Source organism: Gandjariella thermophila (assembly GCF_005405885.1).
Classification (GTDB): Bacteria; Actinomycetota; Actinomycetes; order Mycobacteriales; family Pseudonocardiaceae; genus Gandjariella; species Gandjariella thermophila.
Genome location: NZ_BJFL01000006.1, coordinates 129999 through 145259 on the forward strand (window position 1 = coordinate 129999; position 15261 = coordinate 145259).

15 protein-coding genes are annotated in these 15261 nt (G+C 71.3%); 7 read left to right on the forward strand and 8 right to left on the reverse strand.

Features of this window, described 5'->3' with window-relative positions; translation table 11 throughout:
* The first annotated feature begins 14 nt into the window (after nt 1-14).
* The 3 genes from FFT21_RS08980 to FFT21_RS08990 all read left to right on the forward strand — a co-directional run bounded on the left by FFT21_RS08980 (nt 15) and on the right by FFT21_RS08990 (nt 2939).
* Nucleotides 15-1409 (forward strand): NAD-dependent malic enzyme, encoded by a 1395-nt coding sequence (locus tag FFT21_RS08980; protein WP_137813319.1) that lies wholly within the window; start codon nt 15-17, stop codon nt 1407-1409.
* A 61-nt stretch (nt 1410-1470) separates the two neighbouring features.
* Nucleotides 1471-1953 carry a cyclic pyranopterin monophosphate synthase MoaC gene (gene moaC, locus FFT21_RS08985; protein ID WP_137813320.1) on the forward strand — a complete coding sequence of 161 codons (483 nt, stop codon included), beginning with the start codon at nt 1471-1473 and terminating at the stop codon, nt 1951-1953.
* 8 nt (nt 1954-1961) lie between these two features.
* Nucleotides 1962-2939 carry a molybdenum cofactor biosynthesis protein MoaE gene (locus FFT21_RS08990; protein ID WP_137813321.1) on the forward strand — a complete coding sequence of 326 codons (978 nt, stop codon included), beginning with the start codon at nt 1962-1964 and terminating at the stop codon, nt 2937-2939.
* A 107-nt stretch (nt 2940-3046) separates the two neighbouring features.
* Here FFT21_RS08990 and FFT21_RS08995 read toward each other — a convergent pair whose 3' ends face one another.
* From FFT21_RS08995 to moaA, 3 genes are all read right to left on the reverse strand, one after another.
* Nucleotides 3047-3676 carry a LysM peptidoglycan-binding domain-containing protein gene (locus FFT21_RS08995; RefSeq protein WP_137813322.1) on the reverse strand — a complete coding sequence of 210 codons (630 nt, stop codon included), beginning with the start codon at nt 3674-3676 and terminating at the stop codon, nt 3047-3049.
* 709 nt (nt 3677-4385) lie between these two features.
* Complete coding sequence (locus FFT21_RS09000) at nt 4386-4640, reverse strand: MoaD/ThiS family protein (RefSeq protein ID WP_137813323.1); 255 nt, start codon at nt 4638-4640, stop codon at nt 4386-4388.
* A gap of 2 nt (nt 4641-4642) precedes the next feature.
* Nucleotides 4643-5698, reverse strand: a complete 1056-nt coding sequence (moaA, locus tag FFT21_RS09005; protein WP_137813324.1) for a GTP 3',8-cyclase MoaA — start codon at nt 5696-5698, stop codon at nt 4643-4645.
* Nucleotides 5699-5870: 172 nt separating this feature from the next.
* Here moaA and FFT21_RS09010 point away from each other — a divergent pair, with 172 nt between their 5' ends.
* The 3 genes from FFT21_RS09010 to FFT21_RS09020 are packed head-to-tail and all read left to right on the forward strand — an operon-like array spanning nt 5871 to nt 8040.
* Nucleotides 5871-6350 carry a MarR family winged helix-turn-helix transcriptional regulator gene (locus tag FFT21_RS09010; protein WP_137813325.1) on the forward strand — a complete coding sequence of 160 codons (480 nt, stop codon included), beginning with the start codon at nt 5871-5873 and terminating at the stop codon, nt 6348-6350.
* Nucleotides 6351-6383: 33 nt separating this feature from the next.
* Nucleotides 6384-7187 carry an HAD-IIA family hydrolase gene (locus FFT21_RS09015; protein WP_137813326.1) on the forward strand — a complete coding sequence of 268 codons (804 nt, stop codon included), beginning with the start codon at nt 6384-6386 and terminating at the stop codon, nt 7185-7187.
* Between the two features lie 25 nt (nt 7188-7212).
* Nucleotides 7213-8040: a metallophosphoesterase gene (locus FFT21_RS09020; RefSeq protein WP_225978235.1), complete on the forward strand. Its 828-nt coding sequence runs from the start codon at nt 7213-7215 to the stop codon at nt 8038-8040.
* 7 nt (nt 8041-8047) lie between these two features.
* Here FFT21_RS09020 and FFT21_RS09025 read toward each other — a convergent pair whose 3' ends face one another.
* The 5 genes from FFT21_RS09025 to FFT21_RS09045 all read right to left on the reverse strand — a co-directional run bounded on the left by FFT21_RS09025 (nt 8048) and on the right by FFT21_RS09045 (nt 13679).
* A complete protein-coding gene (locus FFT21_RS09025) occupies nt 8048-8533 on the reverse strand; it encodes a SixA phosphatase family protein (RefSeq protein WP_137813327.1) in 486 nt (161 codons plus the stop codon).
* Between the two features lie 143 nt (nt 8534-8676).
* The gene (locus tag FFT21_RS09030) at nt 8677-9285 is read right to left on the reverse strand and encodes a GTP-binding protein (protein WP_137813328.1); all 609 of its coding nucleotides are present in this window, start codon (nt 9283-9285) and stop codon (nt 8677-8679) included.
* Nucleotides 9266-10042: a DUF742 domain-containing protein gene (locus FFT21_RS09035; protein ID WP_192909442.1), complete on the reverse strand. Its 777-nt coding sequence runs from the start codon at nt 10040-10042 to the stop codon at nt 9266-9268. The genes FFT21_RS09030 and FFT21_RS09035 overlap by 20 nt, the downstream gene beginning before the upstream one ends.
* Nucleotides 10043-10068: 26 nt before the next feature.
* On the reverse strand, nt 10069-10491 hold the full coding sequence (locus tag FFT21_RS09040; RefSeq protein WP_137813329.1) for a roadblock/LC7 domain-containing protein: 423 nt from the start codon (nt 10489-10491) through the stop codon (nt 10069-10071).
* Nucleotides 10488-13679, reverse strand: coding sequence for a sensor histidine kinase (locus FFT21_RS09045; RefSeq protein WP_225978236.1), 3192 nt, complete (start codon nt 13677-13679; stop codon nt 10488-10490). The genes FFT21_RS09040 and FFT21_RS09045 overlap by 4 nt, the downstream gene beginning before the upstream one ends.
* Nucleotides 13680-14139: 460 nt before the next feature.
* Between FFT21_RS09045 and FFT21_RS09050 the strand changes: the two genes are divergently transcribed.
* On the forward strand, nt 14140-15129 hold the full coding sequence (locus FFT21_RS09050) for an ABC transporter substrate-binding protein (RefSeq protein ID WP_225978237.1): 990 nt from the start codon (nt 14140-14142) through the stop codon (nt 15127-15129).
* Nucleotides 15130-15261 lie beyond the last annotated feature (132 nt).

Here is a 15261-nt window from a genome sequence, read left to right on the forward strand (position 1 = left end):
GGCAGGAGGAAGCCATGCCGGTCCCCGGGCCCGGTTACTCGATCACCATCCGCCTCGAGGCGCCGCCCTCGGCCACCGCGGCCGGGGACATCGCCTCGGCGGTGGGCAGGGTCGGCGGCGTGATCACCGCGTTCGACGTTGTCGAGTCGCACGCCGACCGCATCGTCGTCGACGTCACCTGCAACGCGCTCTCCGCCAACCACGCCAAGGACATCACCGACGCCCTGGAGGCGTTGCCCGGCGTGGCCGTGCGCAAGGTCTCCGACCGCACCTTCCTGGTGCACCTCGGCGGCAAACTCGAGGTCTCCGCCAAGGTGGCGCTGCGTAACCGGGACGACCTCTCCCGTGCCTACACGCCCGGCGTCGCCCGGGTCTGCCAGGCGATCGCGGCCAACCCCGAGGACGCCCGCCGGCTGACCATCAAGCGGAACACCGTGGCGGTGGTCACCGACGGTTCCGCGGTGCTGGGCCTGGGCAACCTCGGCCCGGCCGCGGCCCTGCCCGTGATGGAGGGCAAGGCGGCGCTGTTCAAGAAGTTCGCCGGGGTGGATGCCTGGCCGGTGTGCCTGGACACCCAGGACACCGAGGAGATCATCCGCGCGGTGGAGTTGATCGCGCCGGTGTACGGCGGGATCAACCTCGAGGACATTGCCGCGCCGCGCTGCTTCGAGATCGAGCGCCGGCTGCGGCAGAAGCTGAACATCCCGGTCTTCCACGACGACCAGCACGGCACCGCCATCGTCGTGGTGGGCGCGCTGCGCAACGCGCTCCGGGTGGTCGGCAAGTCGATCGAGGACTGCCGGGTGGTGGTCTGCGGCGTCGGCGCCGCCGGCTCGGCGATCATCCGCCTGCTGCTGCACAAGAACCCGGCCGACGTGCTGGCCGTGGACGTCGACGGCATCGTGCACAACGACCGCCCCGGCCTGGACGAGAACCTGGGCTGGATCGCCGCGCACACCAACCGGGACAACCGCAGCGGCACCCTGCGCGAGGCGCTGGTCGGTGCGGACGTGTTCATCGGTGTTTCCGCGCCGAACTTGTTCGGCGCCGAGCAGGTCGCCACCATGGCGCCCGATCCGATCGTGTTCGCCCTGGCCAACCCGGACCCGGAGATCGACCCGATCGAGGCACAGCAGCACGCCGCCGTGGTGGCCACCGGGCGAAGCGACTTCCCCAACCAGATCAACAACGTGCTGGCCTTCCCGGGGTTCTTCCGCGGCCTGCTGGACGCGCACGCGCACAGCATCACCGACGCGATGCTGCTGGCGGCGGCGAACGCGATCGCCGACGTGGTGGACGGCGAGCGGCTGAACGCGAGCTTCGTGGTGCCCAGCGTGTTCGACTCGGCGGTGGCGCCGGCCGTCGCCGAGGCGGTGCGCCGGGCCGCCGAGCGCGACCCGGGCGCGTAGTGCCGGCCGCCGGCCCGGCACACGCCGCCGGCCGCCCGCCGACCCGGCCTAGCATCGCAGCATGAGCGAGGGTCTGACCCACGTGGACGCCACCGGCGCGGCCCGGATGGTGGACGTCTCCGGCAAGGACGCCACCGCGCGCACCGCTGTCGCGTCCGGAGTGCTGCGCACCACGCCCGAGGTGGTGGACCTGCTCCGGGAGGGCCGGCTGCCCAAGGGCGACGCGCTGGCCACCGCCCGGATCGCCGGCATCATGGGCGCCAAGCGCACCCCGGACCTGGTGCCGCTGTGCCATCCGATCGCGATTTCCGGCGTTCAGGTGGACCTGACCCCGGACGGGGACGCCGTGCACATCACCGCGACGGTGCGCACCACCGACCGGACCGGCGTGGAAATGGAGGCGCTCACCGCGGTGGCGGTGGCCGGACTGGCGCTGCACGACATGGTGAAGGCCGTCGACCCGGCCGCGGTGCTGGACGCGGTGCGGGTGGACCGCAAGGAAGGCGGCAAGACCGGCGCCTGGACCCGCCCGGAGAACCGGTGAGGAGCACGATGAACGAGCGAACGGCCCGGGTGGTGACCGCCTCGAACCGCGCGGCCACCGGGGTGTACGAGGACCGCGGCGGACCGCTGATCGTCGACTGGCTCCGGGAGCGCGGGTACCGGGTGGACGGCCCGGTGGTGGTGCCGGACGGTGACCCGGTGGCCGAGGCACTGCGCCGGGCCGTGGTCGACGGCGTGGACGTGGTGATCACCACGGGCGGAACCGGGATCGCGCCGACCGACCGGACGCCCGAGGCGACCCGGTCCGTGCTGGACTATGAGGTTCCCGGGCTGGCCGACGCGATCCGCGCGGCCGGACTGCCGAACGTGCCCACCGCGGTGCTCTCCCGCGGCGTCGCCGGCGTTGCCGGCCGGACCCTGCTGGTGAACCTGCCGGGCTCGACCGGCGGGGTGCGGGACGGCCTGAGCGTGCTGGCCGACGTGCTCGACCACGCGGTGGACCAGCTACACGGCGGGGATCACCCGAGGGCGGACCAGGCACCCGGCCCGGGCCACGCACCCGAGCGGCTCCGGCATCACCACGAGCCCGCCGGCCACGGTCAGCCGGCCGTGCTGCGGGCCGCGGTGAGCGCCGAGCCGCTGTCCGTGGACGAGCACGCGGCACTGGTCGGCGACCGCGCCGCGGGAGCCGTGGTCACCTTCGCCGGCGTGGTGCGCGACCACGACGGCGGGCGCGGTGTCCGCGAGTTGGAGTACGTCGGCCATCCCAGCGCCGGGGACGTCATCGCCGAGGTCGCCGCGGACGTGGCCGCCAAGCACCCGGGCACCCGGGCGTTCGCCGTGAGCCACCGGCTCGGCGTACTCGCCGTCGGCGATGTGGCACTGGCGTGCGCGGTGTCCGCGGACCATCGCGCGGAGGCGTTCGCCGCGTGCGCCGACCTCGTGGACGAGGTGAAGCACCGGCTGCCGGTGTGGAAGCGCCAGGTGTTCGACGACGGCACCGAGGAGTGGGTGAACTGCCCGTGACCGGTGACCGGTGTTCGGTTGGAAATCGAGCGGGTTTAGGGGGAGGGCCCCACCGCCGGGGGGTAACGATGGGGCCCTCGTCTACTCGGCGCGAAGGCCGAGCAGGCTCACGCGGTGGCGAGCTGCTGACCGGGGAAGATCAGGTTCGGGTTGCTGATCTGCCCCTTGTTCTTGTCATACAGCGCCTGCCAACCGCCCTGAATGTTCAGCTTCTGAGCGATGTCGGACAGCGTGTCGCCGGTGACGACGGTGTAGCTGCCGGGGTTGCTCGCCGGGGCGGCGGCCGCCTCGGGCTGGACGGCGGTCTGCGGCGCGGGCTTCGGAGCCGCGACGGCCTTCGGGACCGTGACGGTCTTCTTCGTCGTGGACGAACCGGAGCCGGCCTTCTTCGAGCAGACCGGCCACGCCCCCGGGCCCTGGCTGGCCAGGACGTTCTCGGCGATCTCGATCTGCTGCTCACGAGTGGCCAGGTCGGCACGGGAGGCGTACTTCCCGCCGCCATACGCCTGCCAGGTCGACTGGGTGAACTGAAGGCCGCCGTAGAAGCCGTTGCCGGTGTTGATGTGCCAGTTGCCAGAGGACTCGCACTGAGCGAGCGCATCCCAGTCCAGGCTGGTTGCGGCCTGGGCAGGCGCTGCCATCGCGATCGGGGTAGCGACGACGGCACCGGCCAGGGCGGCCTTGGCGACGGTACGACCGGCAGTGGACTGCTTTCGGTGCTTGCCTCGGTAACCCATTTGCCTCTCTGGACAACCGCGCCTACGAGGCGAACCGCCGGGTTCGGGCCGCAGCGCAGCCCGGCCGGCACTGCCGGCCTGATCCCGGTTGTGGGGCGCTGGCCGCGCCCGCGCGTGGTTCGTCGTCCCTGTCCGGCTGTGTCTTTCGCTCGGGGTTTGGGTACCGGGAGCCGATGGACAGGGATCGGCGCTCGGACTCCCGGTTCTTGCGGTGGTCGGTCGGGGCCAACCGAGAAGCGACCGTACGTAACCGCGAGCCAGAGTCCAAATGTCTCAGTATGTGACCGTAATCACAGTAACGTCTCGGCACGACCAACGATCGCGCCTGTTTTCGCAGCTCAACGCGTCGTTACCAGGCCGTTTCCATCTTGAGATCGATCACCCACGGTGAGGCTTGGCTCACGTTTGTTGGGCGGCACTGCGCCTTCCGAGGGGTGCCCGGACGGGGGCGAGCCGCCTGCGGAATCGGTGCAGGAACCCGGTCCCGATTGCCCTGGTATGTCCGTTTTGACTGCGAACTGTGACCGAGTCCACGGCGCTCGGGCGGCTCTGGTGAATCTGGGGTGTTCCCTAGGCGGCCTCCGCTTTACGCCCTCGGCACCGTGCCCTAGCATCCGGCCGAGCGGGTGACAAGCGGCTTGCCGAGTGATGACCACTTCACGGGGGAGGTGATCGCGCCGCGAGTCCGGCTTCGGGGGAACGCCGGGCGTCAGCCGCCGGCGAACGGCGGCAGCACGTCGAGTTCGGCGTCCTCGGGCACCTGGGCGTGGAGATCGCGGACGGCCATCCCGTCCAGCAGGAAGCTGCACGCGGTGAGCACCTTCGCGAGCCGGTCGCCGTGCTGGTGCTCGACGAAAGCGACCACATCGCGCACGGTGGCAGGGTCGGGCAGCTCCACCTTCTCCTCGGGCACGCCCGCAGCGGCCCGCGCACCGGCGAAGTAGCGCACGGTCAGCCGAGGCACTCCTACCCTCCGATCGCGCTCATCGGCCGGTCCGGCTGGGCGAAGTCGGCCCGGTTGATGCCGTGGCCGGCGGGCTTGGCCCACATCACGTCCCGCCAGATGGTGGCCAGCTCGTCGTCGCCCGCGCCGGCACGCAGGGGACCGCGCAGGTCCGTCTCGGTCTGGCTGAACAGGCAGGACCGGAGCTGCCCGTCCGCGGTGAGCCGGGTGCGGTCGCAGGCCGCGCAGAACGGCCGGGTGACCGACGCGATGATGCCGACCACCGCCGGGCCGCCGTTGACCAGCCAGCGCTCGGCCGGAGCGGCGTCGCGCGGCTCCTCCGCCGGGCTGAGGGTGAATTCCGTGCTCAGCCGGTCGAGGATCTCCTCAGCGGTGACCATGTTCCTGCGATCCCAGCCGTGCTGCGGGTCCAGCGGCATCTGCTCGATGAACCGAAGCTGGTAGCCGCGCTCGAGGCAGTAGCCCAGCAGCGGGACGGCCTCGTCGTCGTTGATCCCGCGCATCAGGACCGTGTTCACCTTCACCGGGGAGAGGCTGGTCTCCCGCGCGGCTGCCAGGCCCGCCAGCACGTCGGCCAGCCGGTCCCGGCGGGACAGCGTCTCGAACCGCTCCGGGCGGAGCGTGTCCAGCGACACGTTCACCCGGTCCAGCCCGGCCGCCGCCAGCGCGCCGGCCCGCCGGGCCAGGCCGATGCCGTTGGTGGTCATGGAGATGTTCGGCCGGGGCCGCAGCGCGGCGGTCGCCTCGACGATCCCTTCCAGGCCGCGCCGGAGCAGCGGTTCGCCGCCGGTGAAACGCACCTCGGTGACGCCCAGCCGGTGCACCGCGAGCCCGATCAGCCGGATCAGTTCCTCGTCGGTGAGCAGCCGGTCCTTGGCTAGCCAGTCCAGACCCTCGGCCGGCATGCAATAAGTACAGCGCAGGTTGCAGCGGTCGGTGAGGGAGACGCGAAGGTCGGTGGCGACGCGACCCCACCGGTCCAGCAGCGCCGGCGTGTCGGGACGTGACGGGTCGTGAACCGTGCCGCGCACGTTCGGAAACCCGAGATCCACCGTCATCTCCATCAGCCTAGTCCGCCGGACCGACACGGCAATGGACCCGGAGCACACCGACCACACGTTGCCGGTGGACCCGCGGTCGGACGCGGCTACCCTTCCGGCAGAGAAAGTCAATCAGAGGCTAAGCCTCTTAGCATGGGAGTCTGTTGCGGACCAAGAGGAGTGAGTGCCGATGGCGGGCTCGTCCGGGCAGGCGGCGGCCTCCGCGGACCGCGTGCGACGTCTCCTGGCCCTCGGCCGCGAACTGAGCAGCGTGACCGTGATGCTGCACAGCCGCGTCGCCGAGCAGCTTGGCCTCTCCACCACCGACCACAAGTGCCTCGACCTGGCGATGCGCGCGGACGGACCGCTGACCGCCGGCCGGATCGCCGAGCTGTCCGGGCTGTCCACCGGCGCCGTCACCGGCGTCATCGACCGGCTGGAGCGCGCCGGCTACGTCAGCCGGCTCCGGGACCCCCACGACCGGCGCAAGGTGCTCGTCCAGGTCAACGAGGTGGACGAGAAGCGGTTCACCAGGCTGCTCGGTGACTTCGTCGCCGACCAGCAGCGGCTGGCCGCGGACTACTCGGACGAGCAACTGGCCGCCATCGAGGACTATCTCGCCCGCACCATCGAGAACCAGCGCCGGCATATTGCCAGGTTCGACCGGTAGCCCCGCACCCCGTGGTCGGGAGACGATGACCCCATGGCGGAGCAGGAGCAGACCCGGTGGAACTACCTGATGGACATGGACGGGGTGCTGGTGCACGAGGAGCACCCCATCCCCGGTGCCGAGGACTTCCTCGCCGAACTGCGGGAACGGGAGATCCCGTTCCTGGTGCTCACCAACAACTCCATCTACACCCCCAGGGACCTGCGCGCCCGGCTCGCCCGCAGCGGCTTCGACGTGCCGGAGAGCGCCATCTGGACCTCCGCCCTGGCCACCGCGAAGTTCCTCGACTCGCAGCGGCCGAACGGCTCCGCCTACGTCATCGGTGAGGCCGGGCTGACCACCGCGCTGCACTCCATCGGTTACGTGCTCACCGACCGCGAGCCGGACTACGTGGTGCTCGGCGAAACCCGGACCTACAGCTTCGAGGCGATTACCCGGGCGATCCGCCTGGTCGAGTCGGGCGCGCGGTTCATCGCGACCAACCCGGACTCGACCGGGCCCAGCCGGGAGGGGCTGCTGCCGGCCACCGGTGCGGTGGCCGCGCTGATCGAGCGGGCCACCGGGCACAAGCCGTACTACGTGGGCAAGCCCAACCCGCTGATGATGCGGTCCGCGCTGCGCGCGCTCGGCGCCCACTCGGAGAGCACGCTGATGATCGGCGACCGGATGGACACCGACGTGCGGTCCGGGCTGGAGGCGGGCCTGCAGACGATCCTGGTGCTCTCCGGCATCTCCACGAAGGAGACCGCCGAGCGCTACCCGTACCGGCCGACGAAGATCGTCAACTCGGTGGCCGACCTGATCGGCCAATCCACGAACCCGTTCGCCGAGTCCTGAGTCCGCCTGGCCTATCGTCAGTGCCGTGGCGACGGAGGAGCCCGCACCCGGCGGGCCGCTGTTTGTGGTGGGTGACGTACACGGGCATCCGGAGGAGCTCACCGCGGCGCTGCGACATGCCGGCCTGCTGGACGCCGACGGCGGCTGGGCCGGCGGCGCGGCGAGGCTGGTCTTCCTCGGCGACTTCGTCGACCGCGGCCCGGACGGCGTCGGCGTGATCGAGCTGGTCATGCGGCTCGCCGAGACGGCGCCCGAGTCCGGCGGTGAGGTCAGGGCGCTGCTGGGCAACCACGAGATCCTGCTGCTCGGCAGGTACTTCTTCGGCGACACCGCGGTGCCGGATGGGTACGGTCCGCGCAGCTTCGAGCGCAGCTGGCGGATCAACGGCGGGCTGCCGGCCGACCAGGAGCGGCTGACCGACCGGCACGTCGACTGGCTGCTGGACCGCCCGGCGCTGGCGCTGGCCGACGACCACCTGCTGATGCACTCCGACACCACCGCCTACCTGGAGTGGGGCACCAGCATCGGGCAGATCAACGCCGCGGTGCGGGACGTGCTGCACGGCGACGACCTGGCCGAGTGGTGGGAGTGCTGGCGCCGGCTGACCACCCGGTACGCCTTCCGCGGCGCCCGCGGGCCCGAGGTGGCCGACGCGCTGCTGGAGACCTTCGGCGGCGAACGGATCGTGCACGGCCACAGCGTGTTCGCCGACCAGGTCGGGCTGCTGCCCAAGGAGATCACCGAGCCGCACCTGTACGCCGACGGCAAGGTGCTCGCGGTGGACGCGGGCCTGTTCGACGGCGGTCCGTGCCTGGTGGTCCCGCTGCCGTGGCCGGCCGCCGAGGCGCCCTGAGCGCCCCCTAGCCGCGCGGGGTGGCCAGCCGGCGCAGCCGGGCCCAGCCCGGCCCGGCGTCCGCCCACGCTCCGCTACCGGCCAGCACGGCGATGGTCGACGTCTTCACCTGCTGCCGATCCCCGGTCAGCAGGGCGACCAGGTCCTCCAGGCCGGGATTGTGGCCGACCAGGACGACGGTGTGCGCGTCGCCGGGCAGGTCCCGGGTGACGGCCAGCAGCGTCTCCGCGGACGCCTCGTAGACCCGCTCGTCCTCGCGCACCGCGGGCGGCGTCTTCAACTGGCCGGAGACCAGCTCCCAGGTCTGCCGCGCCCGCACCGCCGGCGAGCACACCACCAGGTCGATCCGGTCCAGGTGCGTGCGCAGCCACCTGCCGGCCGCGGGAGCGTCCCGCCGGCCCCGGTCGGCCAGTGGCCGATGGGCGTCCGGCGTGTCCTCCGGCCACGCGGACTTCGCGTGCCGGAGCACGACCAGGCTGCGGGGGGCGGCCATCACCGGCCGCCCGGCACGCTGGAGGAGCGCATGGCGCCGATGATGCCGCACCTCGCGGCGGCGCGGCAGCCGGCCGCCGAAACGACGCTCGCGCGGGAGACGGCCTGGGGGTAACCGTCACCCGCGCGAGCGCGAAACGGGTTCTAGCCGGCCCGTACCGACATCCACTGCCGCATGGCGTGCTCGACCAAGGTGATGAGCGTCTGCTTGGTCGACTGCCGGTTGCGCGCGTCGCAGGTGACGATCGGTACGGTGTCGTCGATGGTGAGCGCCTCGCGCACGTCCTCGATCCGGTGGTGCAGCATCCCGTCGAAGCAGTTGATCGCCACGACGTAGGGCAACTGCCGGTCGTCGAAGAAGTCGATGGACGCGAAGGCGTCCGCGAGCCGCCGGGTGTCGACGAGCACGACCGCCCCGATCGCACCGCGCACCAGGTCGTCCCACATGAACCAGAACCGGTGCTGCCCGGGGGTGCCGAACAGGTAGAGGATGAGGTCGCTGTCCAGCGACACGCGACCGAAGTCCATGGCCACCGTGGTGGTGACCTTGCCCGGCGTCGCGCTGAGGTCGTCGACGCCCACGCTCGCCTCCGTCATCACCGCTTCCGTGGTGAGCGGGACGATCTCGGAGACGGAGCCGACGAACGTGGTCTTGCCGACGCCGAACCCGCCGGCCACCACGATTTTCGCTGACGTGGTCGCCTGGCGCGCGATGTTTTGCGAGTTGCGGGAACTAGAGCCTGCGGAGACCACTGAGCACCCTTTCAAGGAATTCAATGGAAGGCCGGTCCCCCACAACCAGACCGCCCTGGTGGATCAAAACGAGTCCCATGCTGGCCATGTCGCCAATGAGCACGCGCACCACCCCCAGCGGCAACCGCAGGTGCGCGGCGATCTCGGCGACCGAACGGGTCTCCACGCACAACCCGCAGATGGAGCGGTGCTCGGGCAGCACCGCGGCGTCCCGCTCCATCCCCCGGTCACTGGTGGACACCAGTGCCTCGATCGCCAAGTCGTAGTCGGGACGGGTCCGCCCGCCCGTCCGCGTGTAGGGACGCACCAGCGAGCCCGACTCGACCACCGGGTCCGGCTCTGGTTCCGGAGCCGGTCTGACCTCCTCCACGGGTGCGGGGTCGTCCGCGATCCCGTGCCCCCCGAACAGGTCGGCACTCGGCCCGCCGAAGAGCCCCATGCCGTAGCCCTCGATGTCCAGACGGCTCGGCACGTCATCGAACCGGTAGTGCGACTCCTCGTCGGAACCGTAGTGCGAAACGTTGTTCAACCCATGCTGAGGCATCTCGTCTGGTCCCTGCTCCGGCAGCTCGTGCAGCTCACGCTGCGAGACGTGGTCCAGCCGGTCATTCGCCTCGTACACGCCGCCCCCAGCCTCGTCGTCCCCGAAGTAACCGGCGTCCGGCTCCTCGAAGCGGAATCCGCCCGACGCCCACTCCTGGTAGTCGAAGCCGTTGTTTCTGAACGGGCGCCTCGAGGCCCCGGGGTTGATGGCCATCATCGCTCACCGCCGCCCCTCGAGCACTATCTCCGAACCGCGCCCTGCAGCTGCGCTCGCAACTCCGGCGTCAGCTGCTGACCCACGCGCTCCACGAGCAGTGTCATCTCGTAGGCGACCAGGCCGATGTCACAGTTCGGCGCGGCGAGGACGGCGAGGCAGGACCCGTCGCTGATGGACATCAGGAACAGGTAGCCGCGCTCCATCTCGACCACGGTCTGGTTGACGGCGCCGGCCTCGAAACACCGTGCGGCACCCTGGGTCAGGCTGACCAGCCCCGAGGCGACGGCGGAAAGCTGCTCGGCGCGGTCCCTCGGCAAGCCCTGTGAGCCGGCGAGCAGCAGGCCGTCCGCCGACACCACGACGGCGTGCGCGACCCCGGGCACACGGCGCACGAAGTCCGTGATGAGCCAACCAAAGCTGCCGGATTGCTGAACGGACGCGCTCACTCCTGCTCCTCGTCACGATGGCCCTGGGATGGACTGGAATCAGCGTATGCCTCGATCAGCGCGTGTCGACCCCGCTGAACGCCTTGCTGGAAACTTGCCATTCGGCCGCGCACGGCGTCCGGCGAGCGCTTGGGGATCGGCGCCCGCGGGGCCGCGGGTTGCGGTGCCGGCTGCTGCGACTGCGGTCGAGGCGCCGCGGAGCCGGGAACAAGTTGCGCCTTGGGCACGCGCTTGGGCAAGCCCGCCGAGGTGATGCCCTGGTTGATCGGGTTGAGCAGCGCCTGGGCCCGCTGCCATCCCTCGTCCGCCGGCGACTGCCATGCCGCGGCTCTGGCGTCCGCGGACGAGTCGGCGGGCTGCTGTTCCGAGCGCCTGTGCGCGCCCCGCTGCTCGCCGGCCGTGTGCTCGCCGTTGGCATCGGCGGCGACCTCCCCGGTCGCCTCGTGCCGCGGCCGGTGCTCGTGCGCCGTCTCGTCGGTGCCGTCCCGCTCGGCCGGGGCGGCCTCGTCCTCGGTACCGTCCACACCCGCATCGGCCGCCGCCGCGCCGTCGGAGGACTCGGCGAAGTCGTAGCCGCCGCCGGACGGGACCGGCTGCACCTCGTCGGGGGGTGTCTCCGCCTCCACGGCCTGGAACCACTGCGAGAGCACGGCCTCGTAGATGGGCAGGCGCTCGGTCGGCGCGTCCACGTCGTGCTCGACCTCCTTCGACGACGCCCCCCACGCGCCGCCCAGCTGCGCGGTCTCCGGCGTACCAGCGGGCGCGAACACGCCGGTCGCCGGTTCGTTTTCCGGAGCGTCGCCGGGCACGGCCTCATCGAACGAGGTGAACAGCGAGGTCGTCACGTCGTTCGCGGTGTCCTCGGTCCGCGCGCCGGTGCCCTCACCCAGTGCGTTCGCGTCGCCGCCCGCGCCAAGCGCCGGCAGGTTGGTCGCCGTGGGTTCGCCGTTCGGGCTGGTCACCAGCGGCGCGGACGAGCCGGTGTCGTCCGGCCGGATGCGCGGCATGGAGCCGGTGAACGCGTTGGCGATGCCACTGGCATGGGTGGCCGCCCTGGTCGTGGCGTTCTCGCCGGTGGTCTCCGCCGGCACGGGCGGGAAGGTGGCTGACGGGAACGAGGCCGACGGCGAGGGCTGGGAGGGCAGCGAGCCCGGTGCCGGTCCCTCACCGGGAACGTGCACCAGCCCTTCGGGCACCAGCACCAGCGCCGTGGTGCCGCCCTCGATGTCCTCGTTGGCGCGCAACCGCACCCGGACGTCGTGCCGCTTGGCCAGGCGGGCGACCACGTACAGACCCATCCGGCGGGACACCGCGACGTCCACCTCGGGCGGGTTGGCCAGTCGCTCGTTGGCGTCGGCGATCTCCTGCTCCAGCATGCCGACGCCGCGGTCCTGGATCTCGATGGCCAGCTCGCCGCGCCGGGTGCGGGCCGAGCGCACAGTCACCTTGGTGGCCGGGTCGGAGTACGCGGTGGCGTTGTCCAGCAGCTCGGCGATCAGGTGCACCAGGTCGTTGACCGCGCGGCCCTGCACGGACAGCTCCGGCGAGGGCAGCACCTGCACCCGGGCGTACTGCTCGACCTCGGAGACCGCGGCGCCGATCACGTCGGACACCGGCACCGGCTTGGTCAGCCGCCGGCTCAGGTCGGTGCCGGAGAGGACCAGCAGGTTCTCGCTGTTCCGCCGCATCCGGGTGGCCAGGTGGTCCAGCTCGAACAGGCTGGCGAGCTGGTCCGGGTCCTGCTCGTCCTGCTCCAGCCGGTCGATCAGCGCGAGCTGCCGCTCGACCAGGGTCTGGCTGCGCCGGGACAGGTTCACGAAGATCGAGTTGACGTTGTCCCGCAGCAGCGCCTGCTCGGCGGCGAGCCGGACGGCCTGGCCGTGCACCGCGTCGAACGCCCTGGCCACCTGGCCGACCTCTTCCTTGGTCTCGACCGGCACGGGGTCGACGCCCTGGACGGCCGCCTCCTGCGGGTTGGGGTCGGCCATGATGCGCTGCACCGCCTCGGGCAGCCGCCGGTCCGCGACGTCCAGCGCGGTGCGCCGCAGCACCCGCAGCGGCCGCAGCAGCGAGCGGGCCACGAACAGCGCCATCAGCACGGCCAGCAGCAGCGCGCCGAGCACGCCGGCCGACTCGATGATCGAGTTGTTCCGGGACTGCGCGGCCAGGTCGTTGGTCCGGCTCTGCAACTGGTCCAGCAGCGACCGCTCGACCTGGTCGGTGAGGTTGACGGTGAGCGTGCTGGCGATGTCCCAGCGGTCCGCGTCCAGGCCCGGCCCGGTGACCGGCTGCCGCTGGGTGGCCCTGGCGAGCGCGGCCTCCTCCATGTTGTTGGCCTGGTCGACGATCAGGCCGGTCACCGTGTCGTCGTAGATCCGCTGCTGGGCCGGGGTGGCTTCCTTGCGGAAGTCGTTCACCGCGGCGGCCAGTTCCGCGTCGGCGGCGAGCACGTCGCGCTGCTGGGTCGGGGTGATCTGACCGGACTGGAAGACCTCCAGCAGCAGCGCACGGCGCCGGGAGTCCTGCTCCTTGGCCCGCGCGATGGCGTTGGTGGCCAGTTGCAGCCGGGAAAGGTCCGGCTGGCTGATCGAGGTGACCGTCTGGTCGGCCAGGTCGAGCAGGCTCTGGATGGAGTCGGTGTAGGCGCGCAGCGCGGCGTCCGCCGGGTACTGGGTGCTCTGCACCGCCTGCCGCAGGCTGGACAGCCGGGTGAGCTGGTCGGTGGTGCGGCGGAACGCGTCCGCCGCGTCCGGCGAGATCTGCCCGCCCAGATCGTTGACCTTGCTCTGCAGTGCGTCCACCGAGTCGTTGACCCGCTTGCGCTGGCGGTCCAGCACGGTCTGGTCGCCGGTGTGGTTGGCGGCGACGAAGCGCACCGTCAGGTCCCGCTCCCGCTGCAACTGCTGGACCACGTCCGCGACGGTGGCCTGCAGCTCGACCTGCTTGTTCAGCTTGGCCAGCGCGGCGGCGTCGCCCAGGTCCGTGCGGACCCGCAGGCCACCGAGAAACAGCGCGGCCACGGTCGGAATCATCAGGACGGCGAGCACCTTGGTACGCAGCCGCCAGTTACGCAGCCGCCAGCGGCCGCTTTTCTGCGCGGTCGCGGGGAACATCGAGGCATCATCCACCGCGACGCCGGCCTGTGTCTGGTCCCCGGCGCCGCCGTTCAGCCCAGGTGAATCGGTCACAATTCCTTCACGCTGTGCAGCCAGTCCTTCACCCGATCCGGGTCTTTCCGGGCGGGCGCTCTGCGCCCCGCCGAACCCGCTGGGACCTCTCTCTCCTCGGGCCACCCTGGGCTTCCTCTTCCAGCAGCAGTTTCCCGGCCCTTCCCCGGACCGAGGTCGGACTCGTGAAACGGGCCGCATTCCAGCACACCAAGGGCACCGCTCGCCAGAGAGGGACCCGGGGTGCGGGCGTCGGAGGCACGCTTCCGGAGCCACCGCCGCTAGCCCGGGGAGCCTAGTGGGCGGAGCCACGAACGGGGAAGCCTCCAGATGCACTCACCGTATTCACACGGTCTGTCAATTCATACCTCCGGGTGGCTACCATGCCGCCAGCCGGCGACGAGCGGCGCGTGCTCCGACCGAGGGGGCGCCACGCGGGAACGAGTCCGGCGAGGTCAACGAGGCACGGAGGCGGCGAGTGGTGCGCAGGGGTCCCGGAGCGGCACGTCGCGCAGCGGCGTTCCTGATCAGCGCGCTGACGCTGGTGGCGACGGCGGGATGCAGCTTCTTACCGGGCGGCGGCGGGTCGCAGGCGCAGCAGGTGGAACGCAACACCCTGCGGATCGGCGTGCTGCCCGCGGTCGACGTGGCCCCGCTGCGGCTGGCGCTGAACAACAAGCTGTTCGAGAACGCCGGGCTGCAGATCGACCTGGTCTCCGAGTCCAGCGAGGCCGACGGGCTGCGCCAGCTCGACGCGGGCACCCTGGACGTGGCGTTCGCCAGCAACGTCACGCTGTTCAAGAACGCGGCCGCGGGGCAGGCACTGCAGCTGCAGGCCGAGGCGTACCAGGCCGGCACCAACACGATGGCCCTGGTCACGCTGCCCAACTCCGACTACACCGACCCGTCGGCGCGGCCCGCGCCGAGGATCGCGGTGGACAGCGATCCCGGCGTCGGCACGCTGACCACCCGGTCCGTGCTCAGCACGGTCGGCATCGACACCACCAAGATCCGGTTCACCCAGATGCCGTTCGGCGACATGACCGACGCACTGAAGAACGGTTCGGTGGACGCGGCGTGGATGGTCGAGCCCTACATCACCAAGGCGCAGAAGCAGCTCGGCGCGAAGATCCTCACCGACACCGCGCGCGGCGCGACCCTGAACTTCCCCATGTCGTCCTACGCGACCAGCAGGAAGTTCGCCGACGCCAACCCCAGGACGCTGCAACTGTTCCGCTCGGTGCTCGGCCAGGCCCAGCAGATGGCCGCGAACCACCTGCTCGTCCAGGACGTCCTGCACCAGTACGTCGACGTGGACATTCCCACCGCCGCGTTGGTCTCGGTGGGCGTCTACCCGACCTCGCTCAACCCGGTCCGGCTGCAACGGGTGGCCGACATGATGGAGACCGCGGGCATGCTGACCACCCGACTGGACGTGCAGCAGCTCATGCCGCCGGGCACGACTACCTAGCGGAACGCGGACGACCGCAGAGCACCGGGTACTACTCCGAACGAGTGAATTTTGCCGACGTCCCGGGGATGACCGGCCGCCGACATCGCTGACCGGCCCGTTCGCCGCACCGGCCGGCGCATTGGCAGACTG